At 55.4% G+C, this 17,287-nt stretch carries 25 protein-coding genes; all 25 read left to right on the forward strand.

Annotation, left to right across the window (positions count from 1 at the left end; genetic code table 11):
* The first annotated feature begins 61 nt into the window (after window positions 1-61).
* Window positions 62-2,326: a TonB-dependent hemoglobin/transferrin/lactoferrin family receptor gene (locus E4P32_RS23590; RefSeq protein ID WP_116436321.1), complete on the forward strand. Its 2,265-nt coding sequence runs from the start codon at window positions 62-64 to the stop codon at window positions 2,324-2,326.
* Window positions 2,327-2,372: 46 nt separating this feature from the next.
* Window positions 2,373-3,506, forward strand: a complete 1,134-nt coding sequence (locus E4P32_RS23595; protein ID WP_116436322.1) for a ChuX/HutX family heme-like substrate-binding protein — start codon at window positions 2,373-2,375, stop codon at window positions 3,504-3,506.
* A 300-nt stretch (window positions 3,507-3,806) separates the two neighbouring features.
* On the forward strand, window positions 3,807-4,190 hold the full coding sequence (rpsL, locus tag E4P32_RS23600) for a 30S ribosomal protein S12 (RefSeq protein WP_016836043.1): 384 nt from the start codon (window positions 3,807-3,809) through the stop codon (window positions 4,188-4,190).
* A 136-nt stretch (window positions 4,191-4,326) separates the two neighbouring features.
* Window positions 4,327-4,797 (forward strand): 30S ribosomal protein S7, encoded by a 471-nt coding sequence (gene rpsG / locus E4P32_RS23605; RefSeq protein ID WP_016836042.1) that lies wholly within the window; start codon window positions 4,327-4,329, stop codon window positions 4,795-4,797.
* Between the two features lie 127 nt (window positions 4,798-4,924).
* The gene (gene fusA, locus E4P32_RS23610; RefSeq protein WP_116436323.1) at window positions 4,925-7,030 is read left to right on the forward strand and encodes an elongation factor G; all 2,106 of its coding nucleotides are present in this window, start codon (window positions 4,925-4,927) and stop codon (window positions 7,028-7,030) included.
* Between the two features lie 83 nt (window positions 7,031-7,113).
* A complete protein-coding gene (tuf, locus tag E4P32_RS23615) occupies window positions 7,114-8,310 on the forward strand; it encodes an elongation factor Tu (RefSeq protein ID WP_116436317.1) in 1,197 nt (398 codons plus the stop codon).
* Between the two features lie 72 nt (window positions 8,311-8,382).
* Window positions 8,383-8,700, forward strand: a complete 318-nt coding sequence (gene rpsJ, locus E4P32_RS23620; protein WP_116436324.1) for a 30S ribosomal protein S10 — start codon at window positions 8,383-8,385, stop codon at window positions 8,698-8,700.
* Window positions 8,701-8,905: 205 nt separating this feature from the next.
* The gene (rplC, locus tag E4P32_RS23625) at window positions 8,906-9,562 is read left to right on the forward strand and encodes a 50S ribosomal protein L3 (protein ID WP_116436325.1); all 657 of its coding nucleotides are present in this window, start codon (window positions 8,906-8,908) and stop codon (window positions 9,560-9,562) included.
* A 3-nt stretch (window positions 9,563-9,565) separates the two neighbouring features.
* Window positions 9,566-10,186, forward strand: coding sequence for a 50S ribosomal protein L4 (gene rplD / locus E4P32_RS23630; protein WP_116436326.1), 621 nt, complete (start codon window positions 9,566-9,568; stop codon window positions 10,184-10,186).
* On the forward strand, window positions 10,183-10,497 hold the full coding sequence (gene rplW, locus E4P32_RS23635; protein ID WP_116436327.1) for a 50S ribosomal protein L23: 315 nt from the start codon (window positions 10,183-10,185) through the stop codon (window positions 10,495-10,497). Before rplD ends, rplW begins: the two co-directional genes overlap by 4 nt.
* A complete protein-coding gene (gene rplB / locus E4P32_RS23640; RefSeq protein WP_116436328.1) occupies window positions 10,497-11,321 on the forward strand; it encodes a 50S ribosomal protein L2 in 825 nt (274 codons plus the stop codon). The genes rplW and rplB overlap by 1 nt, the downstream gene beginning before the upstream one ends.
* 9 nt (window positions 11,322-11,330) lie before the next feature.
* The gene (gene rpsS, locus E4P32_RS23645) at window positions 11,331-11,606 is read left to right on the forward strand and encodes a 30S ribosomal protein S19 (protein ID WP_007875308.1); all 276 of its coding nucleotides are present in this window, start codon (window positions 11,331-11,333) and stop codon (window positions 11,604-11,606) included.
* 6 nt (window positions 11,607-11,612) lie between these two features.
* A complete protein-coding gene (gene rplV, locus E4P32_RS23650) occupies window positions 11,613-11,945 on the forward strand; it encodes a 50S ribosomal protein L22 (protein ID WP_016836033.1) in 333 nt (110 codons plus the stop codon).
* A gap of 9 nt (window positions 11,946-11,954) precedes the next feature.
* Window positions 11,955-12,773 carry a 30S ribosomal protein S3 gene (gene rpsC, locus E4P32_RS23655; RefSeq protein WP_116436329.1) on the forward strand — a complete coding sequence of 273 codons (819 nt, stop codon included), beginning with the start codon at window positions 11,955-11,957 and terminating at the stop codon, window positions 12,771-12,773.
* Between the two features lie 2 nt (window positions 12,774-12,775).
* Window positions 12,776-13,195 (forward strand): 50S ribosomal protein L16, encoded by a 420-nt coding sequence (gene rplP / locus E4P32_RS23660; protein ID WP_007875315.1) that lies wholly within the window; start codon window positions 12,776-12,778, stop codon window positions 13,193-13,195.
* Between the two features lie 12 nt (window positions 13,196-13,207).
* Window positions 13,208-13,399, forward strand: coding sequence for a 50S ribosomal protein L29 (gene rpmC / locus E4P32_RS23665; RefSeq protein ID WP_016836031.1), 192 nt, complete (start codon window positions 13,208-13,210; stop codon window positions 13,397-13,399).
* Complete coding sequence (gene rpsQ, locus E4P32_RS23670; RefSeq protein WP_016836030.1) at window positions 13,396-13,668, forward strand: 30S ribosomal protein S17; 273 nt, start codon at window positions 13,396-13,398, stop codon at window positions 13,666-13,668. The genes rpmC and rpsQ overlap by 4 nt, the downstream gene beginning before the upstream one ends.
* Window positions 13,669-13,869: 201 nt before the next feature.
* Window positions 13,870-14,238, forward strand: a complete 369-nt coding sequence (gene rplN, locus E4P32_RS23675; protein ID WP_016836029.1) for a 50S ribosomal protein L14 — start codon at window positions 13,870-13,872, stop codon at window positions 14,236-14,238.
* A 9-nt stretch (window positions 14,239-14,247) separates the two neighbouring features.
* Window positions 14,248-14,562, forward strand: coding sequence for a 50S ribosomal protein L24 (gene rplX / locus E4P32_RS23680; RefSeq protein ID WP_016836028.1), 315 nt, complete (start codon window positions 14,248-14,250; stop codon window positions 14,560-14,562).
* Between the two features lie 6 nt (window positions 14,563-14,568).
* The gene (gene rplE, locus E4P32_RS23685; protein WP_016836027.1) at window positions 14,569-15,108 is read left to right on the forward strand and encodes a 50S ribosomal protein L5; all 540 of its coding nucleotides are present in this window, start codon (window positions 14,569-14,571) and stop codon (window positions 15,106-15,108) included.
* A 7-nt stretch (window positions 15,109-15,115) separates the two neighbouring features.
* Entirely contained in the window at window positions 15,116-15,421 is a 306-nt protein-coding gene (gene rpsN, locus E4P32_RS23690; RefSeq protein ID WP_007875333.1) for a 30S ribosomal protein S14, read from the forward strand.
* A gap of 14 nt (window positions 15,422-15,435) precedes the next feature.
* The gene (rpsH, locus tag E4P32_RS23695; RefSeq protein ID WP_116436330.1) at window positions 15,436-15,831 is read left to right on the forward strand and encodes a 30S ribosomal protein S8; all 396 of its coding nucleotides are present in this window, start codon (window positions 15,436-15,438) and stop codon (window positions 15,829-15,831) included.
* 10 nt (window positions 15,832-15,841) lie between these two features.
* Window positions 15,842-16,375 (forward strand): 50S ribosomal protein L6, encoded by a 534-nt coding sequence (rplF, locus tag E4P32_RS23700; RefSeq protein WP_116436331.1) that lies wholly within the window; start codon window positions 15,842-15,844, stop codon window positions 16,373-16,375.
* A 12-nt stretch (window positions 16,376-16,387) separates the two neighbouring features.
* The gene (gene rplR, locus E4P32_RS23705) at window positions 16,388-16,750 is read left to right on the forward strand and encodes a 50S ribosomal protein L18 (protein ID WP_016836025.1); all 363 of its coding nucleotides are present in this window, start codon (window positions 16,388-16,390) and stop codon (window positions 16,748-16,750) included.
* 11 nt (window positions 16,751-16,761) lie between these two features.
* A complete protein-coding gene (rpsE, locus tag E4P32_RS23710) occupies window positions 16,762-17,280 on the forward strand; it encodes a 30S ribosomal protein S5 (protein ID WP_016836024.1) in 519 nt (172 codons plus the stop codon).
* Window positions 17,281-17,287 lie beyond the last annotated feature (7 nt).

The following is a 17,287-nucleotide window of genomic DNA, read 5'->3' on the forward strand; positions in this document are numbered from 1 at the left end:
ATATCCAGGTAGCCAGCTAGCAACATGCCAGTAACCGAACTCACTCAGGGGAATGGTTATCATGAAGCTATGCAAGAAAAAACTCGTCCTGGCGACGGCTGTCGTCCTGCAACAATGGGCGATGGCGCCTGCGATCGCACAACAGGCCGCACCACAGACCACGCAACAACTGGCGGCGCTGAATCGCCCACTCGATGAAATCACCGTCACCGCCACGCGCGGCGTCGACAGCGACCTGAATCGTGTCGCAGCCACCGTTTCGGTGATCACTGCCGAAGAACTCGAGCAACAGAACGCCAAGGATATCAAGGATGCGCTGCGCTATGAGCCGGGCGTGGAAGTGCGTCGTTCGGTGTATCGCGTCGGTGGCGTGACCGGTGCGTCCGCCACGATGGGGCGCGGCGGCAACGAAGGCATCAATATCCGTGGTCTGGAAGGCAATCGCGTCATGTTGCTGGAAGACGGCGTGGCCTTACCGCGCGCATTCAGCCAAGGCACATTGAGCGCCGGTCGTGGCGCCTACACCGACACCGATCTGTATCAACGCATCGAAATCCTGCGTGGCCCGGCGTCATCGATGTACGGCAGCGATGGCCTGACCGGCGTGGTCAACTTCGTCACCAAAGACCCGCAAGACCTGCTCAATGTCTTCGGCAAAAGCAGCTACTTTGCGTTGCGTCCTTCTTACGATTCGAGTGACAGCAGTTACGGTGCGACGGGCACCATGGCGTTCGGCAACGATCGCGTGCAAGGCATGCTGGTCCTGAACGCGCGCCACGGTAACGAAACCGAAACCAACGGCAGCGTCGGCGGCACCGGAGCGGCGCGCACCAAGGCTGATCCGCTCACCTACAATAATCGCTCGGCGCTGGGAAAGCTGGTGTTCAAGATCGATCCGCGCAATCTGCTCAAGCTGAGTTTCGAAACGGTGGAAAACAAACTGCGCGGCGACAGCCTGTCCGCAGTGGCAGCGCCCACCATCACCGGCTATCAAAGCACCAGCGACGTCAAGAGCAACAAGCTGCAACTGCAATTCGAGCATGACGACGCAGATAATCCGGCGTTCCAGAAACTGCGCGCCAACCTCTACTACCGCGACTCGAAGACCAATCAGTATTCGTTCGAAAACGGCGCTGCGCCGACCCGTCCGCGTTTCCGTGACATCACCTACCAGGACGACATCTTCGGCGGCGGCGTGCTGGCCGAGAGCGGCTTCAACACCGGCATCGTCAAGCACAAGCTGACCTACGGCGTCGACCTTAGTGTGGCCAAGTTGCAGATGGCGGCATCGGGCACGGGCTGGACTACCTGCACCGGCACACAATATTGCGAGTACTTCCCCAAAACCGAATACAGCGTGTTTGGTTCCTACGTGCAGGACGACATGCGCATTGGCGCATTGAGCATTGTCCCGGGTCTGCGTTACGACGCTTACAAGATCAAGCCGGAAGCAAGCGCCAAATACGACGCGCAGGCCGTCGCCAACAAGCAGCCGGCGTCGACCAGCAAGGACAGTGCATTCTCGCCGCGCCTGGCCTTCATCTATGAAGTCGCGCCAGCGTTCGCACCGTACGTGCAATATGCGCGCGGCTTCCGCTCGCCGTCGCCGCACGAGGTCAACTCCTACTTCAACAATGCGTCGCAGGGTTATTCGCAAATCGCCAATCCGAACCTGAAGCCGGAGACCAGCAACTCCTATGAAATCGGCTTCCGCGGCAAACTGCCGAGCTCGGTCGGTCTGTTCAGCTACAGCACCGCAGCGTATGCCGGCGAGTATCGCAACTTCATCGACTCGGTGTCCGTGGCGGGTGCCGGTACGGTGCTCAACCCGACCATCTTCCAATACGTGAATGCCGCCAAAGCATCGATCCACGGCTTTGAAGGGCGTCTCGACTGGCGCATGGAAAACGGCATCTCGCTGAAGACCGGCTTCGCCTATACCAAGGGCACGACAACCGACCAGACCGGCAAGAAGACCGGACTTGAATCGGTGGCGCCGTTGTCGGTGGTCGCCGGTGTCCGTTACGAGCCCAGCCAGGTGTGGTTTGTGCAGAGCGATGTGGTCTACAACGCCGCCAAGAAAAAGGAAGACATCGTGACGCCGACCAACTTCGTTTCGCCGTCGTTCTTCGTCATGGATCTGCGCTCGGGCTATCGCTTCAGCAAGAACGCCGTGCTGTACGCAGGCATTCGCAATCTGTTCGATCGCAAGTACTGGAACTGGACCGATATCCGCGGCCTGTCGCTGGCCGACAGTGCCACCAACAAGGATGCCTACACCGAACCTGGCCGCAGCTTCAACGTCAGCATGAAGTTCGAATACTGATCACTCGTCAACCGCTGAAAACCACTTAACCGAAAAGAGGCAAGAAATGAAATACACCAAACTGGGCGCGATGCTGCTGGCTGCAGGCGTCATCAGCATCGCGGCGTGCTCGACCACGCCGAACAGCAACCTGGCCGAACGCTGGTCGGCATTGCGTGTGGAGCAGCCCAAACTGCAACCGCGCGATGCCGCGCAGAAGCTTAACGTCTCGGAAGCCGAGCTGGTGGCGACCAATGTCGGCAAGGGCGTGACCCGTCTGCGCGACGGCGGCCCCGCCTACAAGGCGGTGTACGACCGATTGCACGAGCTCGGCCAGATCAAGGCCATTACGCGCAATGACACCGCCGTGCTGGAGCGCGTCGGCACGGTCACCCAGGCCAAGCTCAATGCAGACGGCCGCGTGATTCCGGGCACCGGATTCGCCGGCGGGCCGATCGATCTGCGCTTTGGCGCCGACCAATGGCGCTCGGCATTCGCCGTGGTGCAGCCGGGCCGCGAAGGCAAGACCAGCCGCAGTCTGCAATTCTTCGACGTGCACGGCAACGCAGTGAACAAGGTGTATCTCGACAACGAAGCCGGCGTGGCGGCGTTCGACAAGCTGGTCGCCGACTTCAAGGCGCCCGAGCAGTTGGCTTACCTGAGCGTGGACAAGGCGCCGACCAAGGTTGTCAAGAAGCCCAACGGCGAAGTCGACGTCAAGGAGCTGCGCGACACCTGGAACGAGCTCAGCGACGTGCATGAGTTCCCGCGCCTGCTCAAGGACCTCGGCATCACGCGTGAACAGGCGCTGGACCTGATCGGCAAGGACGCCGCCTATCGCATCAGTGCGCAGTCGGTGCTGACCCTGCTCGACAGTGCCGCCAAGCAGGGTCAGCCGATCATGGTGTTCGTGAGCAATCCGGGCATGACGCAGATCTTCAGCGGCAAGATCACGAAAGTGAAGGCGACCGAAGAGTGGTACAACGTGCTGGATCCGGATTTCAACCTGCATCTGCGCCAGGCCGGCATCGACCATGGCTGGGTGGTCAAGCGTCCGGCCAAGGACGGCGTGATCACTTCGGTGGAGTTCTACGACGCCAAGGGTGAGCAGGTTGTCAACTTCTTCTCGCGTCGCGATCGCAACAAGGAAGAGACCACAGCTTGGCGCAATATTGTTGCCAGTCTGGCAAAAGCATCATGATGCTTTTGCCGCTTGATGAAAAAAGTGGCAAAAACGTCGTAAAACGGACACGGGGGTCAGGGCGCGGGGAGCCGCCCTTGACCCTTTTGCGTTTCAGGCATATACTCGCGAGTTCTCGAATTTAGGCTCTCCTGGGCTTAAGCGTTCTTTGGTCTGCTTCCGGCTTTCTTCGGCGCTTCTCTCGTTTTCTCTAAAATCGGTGTGCACAGGTTTCTTTCGTGCAAGTTTCTTGTTTAATTCCAAGCAACCGTTCCTGGAATTAATGTTATTAACGTCGTAAATTTTGTTGGATATAAAACGATGCCAACCATCAATCAATTGATTCGCAATCCACGCGTCTCCGCGATCGTGAAGAGCAAATCGCCGGCGCTGGAAAACAGCCCGCAAAAACGCGGCGTGTGTACCCGTGTTTACACAACGACTCCTAAAAAGCCAAACTCCGCTTTGCGTAAAGTTGCAAAAGTGCGTTTGACCAACGGTTTCGAAGTGATTTCGTACATCGGTGGTGAAGGCCACAACCTGCAAGAACATAGTGTCGTGCTGTTGCGCGGCGGCCGTGTGAAGGATTTGCCGGGTGTGCGTTACCACATGGTTCGCGGTGCTCTGGATACCCAAGGCGTCAAGGATCGTAAGCAAGCTCGCTCGAAGTACGGTGCCAAGCGCGCCAAGGCAGCTAAGAAGTAATTTGTTTTTTGTCGGGCGCAAGCCTGGTGAAATGTGTCGGTCCGTAACGGGCCGAGTAAGTGGTTGGCTATGATGGCCGCCGCGAGTGCGGCAAGAGTTTATCTGCGCGCTCAACTGAAGACTGAAAGGAATTGAAATGCCACGTCGTCGTGAAGTACCCAAGCGGGATATCCTGCCTGATCCAAAGTTCGGCAATGTTGAAGTTGCTAAGTTCGTCAACGTGTTGATGTTGTCCGGCAAGAAGTCGGTCGCTGAAAACATCATCTACGGTGCGTTCGACCATATCCAAACCAAAACCGGTAAAGACCCGCTGGAAGTGTTCTCCGCTGCACTGAACAACTGCAAGCCGCTGGTCGAAGTGAAGTCCCGCCGCGTTGGCGGCGCCAACTACCAGGTTCCAGTGGAAGTGCGTCCTGTCCGCCGTATGGCGTTGTCGATGCGTTGGTTGCGCGAAGCCGCAAACAAGCGTAGCGAAAAGTCCATGCCGCAACGTCTGGGTGGCGAGTTGATCGAAGCGGCTGAAGGCCGTGGCGGTGCGATGAAGAAGCGTGACGAAGTTCACCGTATGGCCGAAGCGAACAAGGCGTTCTCGCACTTCCGCTTCTAACAAGACTGTGCGGGGCTTTCCGGGCTTTTTGGAAAGACTTCGCTTGTATCTAAAATTTGTTCGAGCCGAGCGACTATTTTACAAAAATGGCGCTCGGTTTCGCGCATTAAAGACTTAGGAATAAATCATGGCTCGCAAGACCCCCATTGAGCGCTACCGCAACATCGGTATTTCCGCTCACATTGACGCCGGTAAGACAACGACGACTGAGCGCGTTCTGTTCTACACGGGCGTGAACCACAAGATCGGTGAAGTGCATGATGGCGCCGCCACCATGGACTGGATGGAACAAGAGCAAGAGCGCGGTATTACCATTACTTCGGCTGCGACGACCTGTTTCTGGAAGGGCATGGCGAACAACTTCCCGGCTCACCACATCAACATCATCGACACCCCGGGCCACGTTGACTTCACCATTGAAGTTGAGCGCTCGATGCGCGTGCTCGACGGCGCCTGCATGGTCTACTGTGCAGTCGGCGGCGTGCAGCCACAGTCGGAAACAGTCTGGCGTCAAGCGAACAAGTACAAGGTTCCACGTCTGGCGTTCGTCAACAAGATGGACCGTACCGGCGCGAATTTCTTCAAGGTGTACGATCAAATGCGTGCACGCCTGAAGGCCAACCCGATCCCTATGCAAGTGCCTATCGGCGCCGAAGACAACTTCGAAGGCGTGATCGATCTGGTCAAGATGCGCGCGATTTACTGGGATGACGCCAGCCAGGGCATGAAGTTCGACTACCGTGACATTCCTGAGCATCTGAAGGCAGAAGCTCAAAAATGGCGCGAGAACATGGTCGAAGCGGCTGCTGAAGCATCCGAAGAGCTGATGAACAAGTACCTGGAAGACGGCGATCTGAGCGAAGAAGAGATCAAGGCCGCGATCCGTCAACGCACCATCGCCAGCGAAATCGTTCCGATGATGTGCGGCACCGCGTTCAAGAACAAGGGCGTGCAAGCCATGTTGGACGGCGTGATCGAATACCTGCCGTCGCCAGTCGACATTCCGCCTGTCCCAGGTCTGGATGAAGACGACGAGCCGGTCGTGCGTAAAGCGGAAGACACCGAGAAGTTTTCGGCGCTGGCATTCAAGATCGCAACTGACCCGTTCGTCGGTCAGCTGTGCTTCATCCGTTGCTACTCGGGCACCCTGAATTCGGGCGACACCGTGTTCAACTCGGTGAAGTCGAAGAAAGAGCGTATTGGCCGTATCGTTCAGATGCACGCCAACCAACGCGAAGAAATCAAGGAAATGCTGGCAGGCGACATCGCTGCCGTGGTTGGTCTGAAAGACACCACAACCGGCGACACCCTGTGCGACGACAAGGCTGTGGTCGTGCTGGAACGCATGGTCTTCCCTGAGCCTGTGATTTCGCAAGCTGTTGAGCCAAAGACCAAGGCTGACCAGGAAAAGATGGGCCTGGCGCTGAACCGTCTGGCTGCAGAAGATCCGTCGTTCCGCGTGCGTACCGACGAAGAATCGGGTCAAACGATCATCGCCGGTATGGGCGAGTTGCATCTGGACATTATCGTCGACCGCATGAAGCGTGAATTCAACGTCGAAGCGACCGTCGGCAAGCCACAAGTTGCTTATCGCGAAACCATCCGCAAGACTTGCGAAGAAATCGAAGGCAAGTTCGTCAAGCAATCCGGTGGTCGTGGTCAGTACGGTCACGTGGTTCTGAAGATCGAACCGCAAGAACCAGGCAAGGGCTTCGAATTCGTTGACGCGATCAAGGGCGGTACCGTTCCTCGCGAATTTATCCCGGCAGTTGAAAAGGGTGTGCGTGAAACACTGAACTCCGGCGTGTTGGCCGGCTATCCAGTGGTTGACGTCAAGGTTACCCTGTTCTTCGGTTCCTACCATGACGTTGACTCGAACGAAAATGCGTTCCGCATGGCCGGTTCGATGGCGTTCAAGGATGGTTGCCGCAAAGCCAGCCCGGTCATTCTGGAACCAATGATGGCCGTGGAAGTGGAAACACCGGAAGACTACGCCGGTACCGTGATGGGCGATCTGTCGTCCCGCCGCGGTATGGTGCAAGGCATGGATGAAATCGCCGGCGGTGGCGGCAAGATCATCAAGGCCGAAGTGCCGCTGTCGGAAATGTTCGGTTACTCGACTTCGTTGCGTTCGGCAACACAAGGTCGTGCGACATATTCGATGGAATTCAAGCACTACTCGGAAGCGCCGAAGAACGTCATCGACGCGATCGTGACTTCCAAGACCAAGTAATTTAAGTTTTGCGCATCCCCTGCGTTGGCCGGGGATGCGCTTTTAATTGTTAAGAAAATCGTTCTTTTTGAAGGAAATGCAAAATGGCAAAAGGTAAATTCGAGCGGACCAAGCCGCACGTGAACGTTGGCACGATTGGTCACGTTGACCACGGCAAGACCACACTGACAGCCGCAATCGCGACCGTGTTGTCGAAGAAATTCGGCGGCGAAGCGAAGGCCTACGATCAAATTGACGCGGCACCGGAAGAAAAAGCACGCGGCATCACGATCAACACCGCCCACGTTGAATACGAAACAGCAAATCGTCACTACGCTCACGTTGACTGCCCAGGCCACGCCGATTATGTGAAGAACATGATCACCGGCGCCGCGCAGATGGACGGCGCGATCCTGGTTTGCTCCGCAGCAGACGGCCCGATGCCGCAAACACGCGAACACATCCTGCTGTCGCGTCAAGTTGGCGTTCCTTACATCATCGTGTTCCTGAACAAGGCCGACATGGTGGATGATGAAGAGCTGCTGGAACTGGTCGAAATGGAAGTGCGCGAGCTGTTGACCAAGTACGAATTCCCAGGCGACGACCTGCCAATCATCAAGGGTTCGGCGAAGCTGGCCCTCGAAGGCGACACTGGCCCACTGGGCGAGCAAGCGATCATGGCCCTGGCAGAAGCACTGGACACCTACATCCCGACACCGGAACGTGCTGTTGACGGCGCCTTCCTGCTGCCAGTGGAAGACGTGTTCTCGATCTCCGGCCGCGGTACCGTTGTGACCGGTCGTGTTGAGCGCGGTATCGTCAAGGTCGGCGAAGCTCTGCAAATCGTCGGAATCCGTGACACACAAGACACCGTTTGCACAGGCGTTGAAATGTTCCGCAAGCTGCTGGACCAAGGTCAAGCGGGCGACAACGTCGGCGTGCTGCTGCGCGGCACCAAGCGTGAAGACGTGGAGCGTGGTCAAGTGTTGGCCAAGCCGAACTCGATCAAGCCGCACAAGCATTTCACCGGCGAGATCTATGTTCTGTCGAAAGACGAAGGCGGCCGTCATACTCCGTTCTTCAACAACTATCGTCCACAGTTCTACTTCCGTACAACGGACGTGACTGGTTCGATCGAGTTGCCGAAGGACAAGGAAATGGTCATGCCAGGTGACAACGTGTCGATCACCGTGATGCTGATCAACCCGATCGCGATGGAAGAAGGCCTGCGCTTCGCTATCCGTGAAGGCGGTCGTACCGTCGGCGCTGGTGTGGTTGCCAAGATCCTGCCAGACGCGTAATAGCTTCAGTAGTAGTTATTTATCATTGCCGCGGATGGTTGTCATCCGCGGTTCGTTCTTTAAAGGAAAATCATGTCAGCTCCTAGCCAAAAAATCCGTATCCGCCTGAAGGCATTCGACTACCGTCTGATCGACCAATCCGCACAGGAAATCGTCGACACGGCAAAGCGCACTGGCGCCGTCGTCAAGGGTCCGGTTCCGCTGCCGACACGCATCCAACGTTTCGACGTTCTGCGTTCGCCGCACGTCAACAAGACTTCGCGCGATCAATTCGAAATCCGCACGCACCAACGCCTGATGGACATCGTTGATCCGACCGACAAGACTGTCGATGCGTTGATGAAGCTGGATCTGCCGGCTGGCGTTGATGTAGAAATCAAGCTGCAATAAACTTTTGCGGCAGGTGTTGTAAAAAGTATGACCGGATAAGGCTTTGACATACCACGACACTATCGGGTATTGCAAATAAAAATTTACCCGGTTATACTGATCGGCTTCGGTGGAGTCGCGCTGGCTTTTTGTCCCGGCGATTTCACATATTTTAGTAGTACAAACATCAGCCCCGCCCAATCGCAGGCGGGAATGGAGAAAAACAATGAGCCTAGGCCTTGTTGGTCGCAAGGTTGGTATGATGCGTATCTTCACGGAAGACGGGGATTCTATTCCTGTGACCGTGCTGGATGTGTCGAACAACCGCGTGACCCAAATCAAAACGCCTGAAGTGGATGGTTATTCCGCTGTTCAGGTCGCATACGGTCAGCGTCGCGCCTCGCGTGTGACTAAAGCTGCTGCCGGTCACTACGCCAAAGCTGGCGTTGAAGCTGGTACCGTCCTGAAAGAATTCCGCATTGACGCAGCCAAGGCTGCCGAGTTGAAAGCTGGCGACATCGTCGCTGCAAGCTTGTTCGAAGCTGGCCAGAAAGTGGACGTGCAAGGCGTGTCCATCGGTAAGGGCTACGCTGGTACGATCAAGCGCCACAACTTCGCATCCGGTCGCGCATCCCACGGTAACTCCCGTTCGCACAATGTTCCAGGCTCCATCGGTATGGCGCAGGATCCAGGTCGTGTTTTCCCTGGTAAGCGCATGACCGGTCACCTGGGTGACGTTACCTGCACAGTGCAAAACCTCGAGATCGCACGCATCGACGCTGAGCGTCAATTGCTGCTGGTCAAGGGTGCCGTGCCAGGCGCAAAGAACGGCCAAGTGGTCGTGTCGCCGGCAGTCAAAGTTAAAGCCAAGAAGGGAGCCTAATTCATGGAACTCAAGCTCCTGAATGATCAAGGTCAAGCCGCATCGAACGTCGCTGCTCCTGACACGATCTTTGGTCGTGACTACAACGAAGCGCTGATTCACCAGGTCGTCGTGGCTTATCAAGCCAATGCTCGCAGCGGTAACCGCAAGCAAAAAGACCGTGAAGAAGTGCACCACACAACCAAGAAGCCATGGCGCCAAAAGGGTACTGGCCGCGCTCGTGCTGGTATGTCGTCCTCGCCACTGTGGCGCGGCGGTGGTCGTATTTTCCCGAACTCGCCTGACGAAAACTTCTCGCACAAGGTCAACAAGAAGATGTATCGCGCAGGTGTCTGCTCGATTCTGTCCCAGTTGGCTCGCGAAGGTCGTCTGTCGATCGTCGAGAATTTCTCGGTCGAAGCACCGAAGACCAAGCTGCTGTCGGAAAAGCTGAAGGTCATGGGTCTGGACTCCGTGCTGGTCATTACTGACAGCCTGGAAGAAAACCTGTTGCTGGCATCGCGCAATCTGCCGAACGTGCTGATTGTCGAGCCACGTCAAGCTGATCCAGTCTCCCTGGTGTTCTACAAGAAAGTGCTGATCACCAAGCAAGCACTGGCCATGATTGAGGAGTTGCTGGCATGAACGCAATTAAACATAGCGAAGAGCGCTTGCTGAAAGTGCTGCTGGCGCCGGTGATCTCTGAAAAGGCAACCTTCGTCGCCGAGAAAAACGAGCAAGTCGTTTTTCTGGTGATGCAAGATGCGACCAAGCTGGAAGTCAAGGCTGCGGTCGAACTGCTGTTCAAGGTCCAAGTGGAGTCCGTTCAGGTCGCGAATCGTCAAGGTAAGCAAAAGCGTTCCGGCCGTTCGGTTGGTCGTCGCAACCATACACGTCGCGCATTTGTCAGCCTGAAGCCTGGTCAAGAGATCAACTTCACCGAGGAGGCTAAATAATGGCACTCGTAAAAGTTAAACCAACCTCGCCTGGTCGTCGTGGCATGGTCAAGGTCGTCAGCGACCTGTACAAGGGTCGTCCATTTGCCGGCCTGATCGAAAAGAAGTCCAAGACCGCTGGTCGTAACAACAACGGTCACATCACCACCCGTCATATCGGTGGCGGCCACAAGCAACACTACCGCGTTATCGACTTCCGTCGTAACAAGGACGGTATCGTTGCCAAGGTCGAGCGTATTGAATACGACCCGAACCGTACTGCGCACATTGCTCTGCTGTGCTACGCAGACGGCGAACGCAAGTACATCATCGCGCCTAAGGGCATCGCAATCGGCGATTCGCTGATCAGTGGTGCAGAAGCGCCGATCAAGGCTGGCAATTCGCTGCCGATCCGCAACATTCCTGTCGGTACAACAATCCACTGCGTGGAAATGTTGCCAGGCAAGGGTGCTCAGATCGCTCGTACCGCCGGCGCCGGCGTTGTGCTGATGGCACGCGAAGGTACTTACGCTCAGGTGCGTCTGCGCTCCGGTGAAGTGCGCCGCATTCACATCGAATGCCGTGCAACCATCGGTGAAGTCGGTAACGGCGAACACAATCTGCGCAAGATCGGTAAAGCTGGTGCCATGCGTTGGCGCGGCGTTCGTCCGACAGTGCGTGGTGTGGTCATGAACCCGGTCGATCACCCGCACGGTGGTGGTGAAGGTAAGACTGCAGCAGGTCGTCATCCAGTTTCGCCGTGGGGTCAACAGACCAAGGGCAAGAAGACACGCAGCAACAAGCGTACGACTTCAATGATTGTCTCGCGCCGCGGCAAGAAATAAGGATAAAACATGACACGTTCATTGAAAAAAGGTCCATTCTGCGACGCTCACCTGGTCAAAAAGGTTGAAGCCGCTCAAGCGACTAAAGACAAGAAGCCAATCAAGACATGGTCCCGTCGTTCGACAATCATGCCGGATTTCATCGGTTTGACGATCGCGGTGCACAACGGCAAGCAACACGTGCCGGTTTATGTGTCCGAAAACATGGTTGGTCATAAGCTCGGCGAATTCGCGCTGACCCGTACGTTCAAGGGTCACGCCGCCGATAAGAAGGCTAAGAAATAAGGTCCTATGATGGAAACTAAAGCTACCCTGCGTGGTGTGCATCTGTCGGCCCAAAAGGGCCGTCTGGTTGCAGACCTGATCCGCGGCAAAAAAGTTGATCAAGCACTGAATATCTTGGCCTTCAGCCCTAAAAAGGGTGCGGTCATCATCAAGAAGGTTCTGGAGTCCGCAATCGCGAACGCCGAACACAATGATGGCGCCGACATTGACGAGCTCAAAGTCACGACTATTTATGTGGAAAAAGGTACGGTCCTCAAGCGCTTCACAGCGCGTGCAAAAGGCCGTGGTGATCGTATTTCCAAGCAATCCTGTCACATTTACGTGACTGTCGGAAACTAAGGAGTCACGATGGGACAGAAGATTCATCCAACCGGTTTCCGTCTGGCGGTTACACGTAACTGGGGATCGCGCTGGTATGCAGGCAATAATAATTTTGCCAGCATGCTCAACGAAGATCTGAAGGTTCGTGCTTACCTGAAGGCAAAACTGAAGAACGCTTCGGTTGGTCGCGTCGTTATTGAGCGTCCGGCGAAGAATGCCCGCATCACCATTTACAGCTCCCGTCCAGGCGTTGTGATCGGTAAGAAGGGTGAAGACATCGAAGTGCTGAAGGCAGCGCTGGCTAAATTGATGGGCGTGCCTGTGCACGTCAACATCGAAGAAATCCGCAAGCCGGAAGCCGACGCGCAACTGATCGCTGATTCGATCGCTCAACAGCTCGAAAAGCGCATCATGTTCCGTCGCGCCATGAAGCGTGCGATGCAAAACGCAATGCGTCTGGGTGCTCAAGGCATCAAGATCATGTCGTCCGGTCGTCTGAACGGTATCGAAATCGCCCGTAAGGAATGGTATCGCGAAGGCCGCGTGCCTCTGCATACCCTGCGCGCTGATATCGACTACGGCTTCGGCGAAGCACAAACCACATACGGCATCATCGGTATCAAGGTTTGGGTTTACAAGGGCGATCGTCTGGCTAACGGCGATGCACCAGTGTTGGTCGGTGAGCCAGAAGACGACAAGAAGCGTCGCGGTCCACGTCGTGATGATGGCAAGCCAGGTGCTCGTCCTCGTCCGAAGACCGCCGGTGCTCCAGCAGGTGCGGGCGCCAAGCGTGCTCCACGTCAAGCTGCCGATGCCGGTGTGTCGGCCGAGAAAGCAGGAGAATAATCATGCTGCAACCAGCACGTAGAAAATATCGTAAAGAACAAAAAGGTCGCAATACGGGTATCTCGCACTCGCGTGGTACTGCCGTATCGTTTGGCGAATTTGGTCTGAAGGCAGTTGGTCGTGGTCGTATCACGGCGCGTCAGATCGAAGCCGCTCGTCGTGCTATGACCCGTCACATCAAACGTGGCGGTCGTATCTGGATCCGTGTTTTCCCGGACAAGCCGATTTCCCAAAAGCCTGCTGAAGTGCGTATGGGTAACGGTAAGGGCAATCCAGAATACTACGTGGCTGAAATTCAGCCAGGTAAGATGCTGTACGAGATGGATGGTGTTGACGAAGCTCTGGCGCGTGAAGCGTTCCGCTTGGCAGCAGCCAAATTGCCACTGTCGACGACTTTTGTTGTTCGTCAAGTCGGTCAATAATAGGAGCGGAATATGAAAGCATCTGAACTCCGTGGTAAAGACGAAGCGGCTCTGGCCAAAGAACTGAATGAGCTGTTGAAGGCTCACTTCAGCTTGCGCATGCAAGTGGCTACGCAGCAACTGAACAATACTGCGCAACTGAAGAAAGTACGTCGCGATATCGCACGTGTGAAAACAGTCATCAATTCGAAGGGTCAACAATGAACGATCAAGTGAAACAAGCGCTCAAGCGCACGCTGATTGGCAAGGTTGTGTCCGACAAGATGGATAAGACTGTTACCGTTCTGATCGAGCGTCACGTCAAGCATCCTCTGTATGGCAAAATCATCGTGCGTACCAACAAGTACCACGCTCATGATGAAGCCAACCAGGCGAAGACCGGCGACACCGTCGAGATCCAGGAAGGTCGTCCAATCTCCAAGACCAAAGCTTGGAGCGTGACACGCGTTGTACAAGTGGCACAAATAGTTTAAGTAGTGCTTGCTTACTCAGCATTATGGCGTCATAATGCTGAGCTCTCCTTTGCTTCTTGGTGTTTGGCAAGGCCGAGAGGCAAGATGCAGTTACGTAGCTTAATCGTCCCCTAACTAGCAGGTTCGCTTGCTAACAGGACCAAGACTGACCGCGATTCACATTGTGTGATTTAAGCGGATTAAGTTGGGAAAGAAAATATCATGATTCAAACTGAAAGCCGGCTCGAAGTGGCCGACAACACCGGTGCGCGCGAAGTTTTGTGCATCAAAGTCTTGGGTGGTTCCAAGCGCCGTTACGCAGGCATCGGTGACGTGATTAAAGTTACCGTGAAGAGCGCAGCTCCACGCGGTCGCGTCAAAAAAGGTGAAATTTATAACGCTGTCGTCGTTCGTACCGCCAAGGGCGTGCGTCGTCAGGATGGTTCCTTGGTCAAGTTCGACAGCAATGCTGCTGTTCTGCTGAACGCCAAGCTTGAGCCTATCGGTACCCGTATTTTCGGGCCAGTTACTCGTGAGCTGCGTACAGAGCGCTTCATGAAGATCGTCTCTCTGGCGCCTGAAGTTCTGTAAGGAGTGGTCATGGGAAAGATTCGTAAGAACGATGAAGTCATCGTGCTGACTGGTAAAGACAAAGGTAAGCGCGGTGTGGTAACTCAGCGTGTCAGCGCTGATTACGTTGTTGTTGACGGCATTAACGTCGCTAAAAAAGCGACCAAGCCTAATCCAATGACTGGTGCAACTGGCGGCATTGTCGATAAGCTGATGCCAATTCATGTGTCGAACCTCGCATTGTTCAATGCGACGGCCGGCAAGGCAGATCGCGTGGGTTACAAGAGCGTGGACGGTAAGAAAGTCCGTGCTTATAAATCCAGCGGCGAAGTTGTTAAGGTTTAATAGATCATGGCACGTCTCCAAGAGTTCTATAAAGAAAAAGTCGTTGCCGACTTGACTGCTAAGTACGCTTATAAGTCGGTAATGGAAGTTCCGCGCATTCTGAAGATCACATTGAACATGGGTCTGTCGGAAGCAGTTGCGGACAAGAAAATCATCGAGCACGCTGTCGGCGATTTGACCAAGATTGCAGGTCAAAAGCCGGTCGTGACCAAGGCGCGTAAGGCGATTGCGGGTTTCAAGATCCGTGAAGGCTACCCGATTGGTTGCATGGTGACCCTGCGTGGCGCCCAGATGTACGAGTTCCTGGATCGTTTCATCACCGTGGCTCTGCCGCGTGTGCGTGACTTCCGTGGTGTCTCCGGTCGTGCTTTCGATGGTCGTGGCAACTACAATATCGGTGTGAAAGAGCAAATCATTTTCCCCGAAATTGAATACGACAAAATTGATGCGCTGCGTGGCTTGAATATCAGCATCACGACAACCGCGAAGACCGACGACGAAGCGAAATCGCTCCTCGCCGCATTTAAATTCCCGTTCAGAAACTGAGGCTGCCATGGCAAAACTGGCACTGATTAACCGTGAACAGAAGCGTGCAGATCTGGTGAAGAAATACGCCGGCAAGCGCGCTGAGTTGAAGGCAATCATCGACGACCAATCCAAGTCGGAAGAAGAACGTTACGAAGCGCGCCTGAAGTTGCAAGCGCTGCCACGTAACTCTGCTCCGACCCGCCAACGTAACCGTTGCGCACTGACAGGTCGTCCACGTGGCACATTCCGTAAATTCGGTTTGGGCCGTATTAAGGTCCGTGAAATCGCCATGCGTGGTGAGATCCCGGGTTTGACTAAAGCCAGCTGGTAATAGGAGAACAAGCAATGAGTATGAGCGATCCTATCGCCGATATGCTGACCCGTATCCGCAATGCGCAAGTTGTGCATAAGACGACCGTAGCAATGCCGTCGTCGAAAGTCAAAATCGCAATTGCTAACGTCCTCAAGGACGAGGGCTATATCGAAGACTTCGCCGTGGCAGAAGCCGGCGGCAAAGCAGAACTGAAAATCGGCCTGAAGTACTATGCCGGTCGTCCAGTTATCGAGCGCCTCGAGCGCGTGTCCCGTCCAGGCCTGCGTATCTACAAAGGCAAAGACGAGATTCCTAATGTGATGAACGGCCTGGGTGTGGCAATTGTTTCCACTCCACGTGGCGTCATGACAGATCGCAAAGCGCGCGCTACCGGTGTCGGTGGCGAGGTGATTTGCTACGTGGCCTAAGGAGTGCAATATGTCTCGTGTTGGTAAAATGCCGATTGCACTGCCGGGTGGCGCGGAAGCGACCATTACTGCAGCGCAGATCACAGTAAAGGGCCCGTTGGGCTCGCTTTCCCAGCCATTGACTGGCCTGGTGAAGGTTGCAAACAACAATGGCACGCTGAACTTCGAAGTGGCAGATGAGAGCCGCGAAGCGAATGCAATGTCCGGTACCCTGCGTGCGTTGGTCAATAACATGGTCAACGGTGTCACTAAGGGTTTCGAAAAGAAGCTGAACTTGGTTGGTGTGGGTTTCCGCGCTCAAGCACAAGGCGACAAGCTGAATCTGTCGCTGGGCTTTTCGCACCCGATCGTTCACCAGATGCCACAAGGCATCAAGTGTGAAACCCCGACTCAAACCGAGATCTTAATCAAGGGTATCGACCGCCAAGTAGTTGGCCAGGTCGCCGCTGAAATCCGTGCATATCGTCAGCCAGAGCCTTACAAGGGCAAGGGCGTTCGTTATTCGGATGAAGTGGTTGTACTCAAAGAAACCAAGAAGAAGTAATAGGGGTTGACGATGGACAAGAAACAATCACGTCTGCGCCGCGCGACTCAAACCCGTGCCAAGATCGCAGAATTAAAGGTCAATCGCCTGGCCGTGCATCGTACCAACACGCACATCTACGCGAGCATCATCGGCCCCGACGCAAACGTCCTGGCTTCGGCATCGACGTTGGAAGCGGAAGTTCGCCAACAACTGGCTGGCCAATCGGGCAAGGGCGGCAACGCTGCTGCCGCGACATTGGTAGGCAAGCGCGTCGCCGAGAAGGCACTGAAAGCTGGAGTCACCGAAGTAGCGTTTGACCGCTCCGGTTTCCGTTATCACGGCCGCGTCAAGGCGTTGGCTGAAGCTGCGCGTGAAGCCGGCCTGAAGTTCTAAGGAAAATCATCATGGCAAAAATGCAATCGAAAATGCAAAGCGACAAGCCGGATGACGGCATGCGCGAAAAAATGATCGCGGTCAACCGTGTCACCAAAGTGGTGAAGGGTGGTCGTATCATGGGTTTCGCAGCGCTGGCAGTTGTTGGTGACGGCGATGGCCGTATCGGCATGGGCAAGGGCAAGTCGAAAGAAGTGCCAGTTGCAGTGCAGAAGGCAATGGAAGAAGCCCGTCGCAAGATGATCAAGGTCACCTTGAAAAACGGTACTCTGCAGCACACAGTGACCGGCAAGCATGGCGCGTCGTCGGTTCTGATGTCGCCAGCCAAAGACGGTACCGGTGTGATCGCCGGCGGCCCGATGCGCGCAATTTTCGAAGTGATGGGCGTGACCAACGTTGTTGCAAAGTCGAATGGTTCCACCAATCCTTACAACATGGTCCGTGCAACACTCGACGGGTTGGCCAAAATGAACACTCCAGCAGAGATTGCAGCCAAGCGCGGCAAGTCTGTTGAAGACATCCTGGGCTAAGGTGAAA

Source organism: Herbaspirillum sp. 3R11, assembly GCF_004563925.1.
GTDB lineage: Bacteria > Pseudomonadota > Gammaproteobacteria > Burkholderiales > Burkholderiaceae_D > Herbaspirillum.